General features: G+C 76.4%; 1 pseudogene. It reads left to right on the top strand.

The features are described from left to right. A pseudogene (locus AE652_RS42500) lies at positions 1-245 on the top strand (hypothetical protein); the annotation flags it as partial. Positions 246-470: the final 225 nt, after the last annotated feature.

Genomic DNA, 470 nt, shown 5'->3' with positions numbered 1-470 from the left:
GGGTGCAGACCAACGTCCCGCCGTTCTACACCCCGGCGCAGGCGGGCTACCCGCAGCCGGTCCAGCAGGGCCAGCCGCCGCAGGTGCCCGGCCAGCAGGCCCAGGGCGGACGGCGCTTCGGCACCGGCGCGCTGATCGGCGCCGGCGCGGCCGGCCTGGTCGGCGGCGCGCTGCTGAACGAGGCCTTCGACGACGACCCGCAGGTGGTCGTCAACAACTACTACGAGGACGACGGCTTCTTCTAAACCGTCTTCTGAACCGTCAGGTCGCGGCCGCGGCGAGGGCCGCCGGGGGAGCCCTCCGGCGGCCCCCGCCGTCGGTCGGATGATGTCGGAGCGTCGTTCCGGCCTTCCAGGGCCCTCGCCGCGCCCGGCGGCCGCACAACGCTTCGGCGCTGTGCGGCCGTTCGCGTTCCTAGCCGCCCTGCCGCCGGTACGCCCCGGCGCGGGCCGCCGCCTCGGCGGCCTCCG

Origin of the sequence: Kitasatospora sp. MY 5-36, assembly GCF_001182915.1 — a bacterium.
Lineage (GTDB): Bacteria > Actinomycetota > Actinomycetes > Streptomycetales > Streptomycetaceae > Kitasatospora.
Note: the sequence above shows the minus strand (reverse complement) of the source record. Positions and strands in the feature narration are given on the sequence as shown.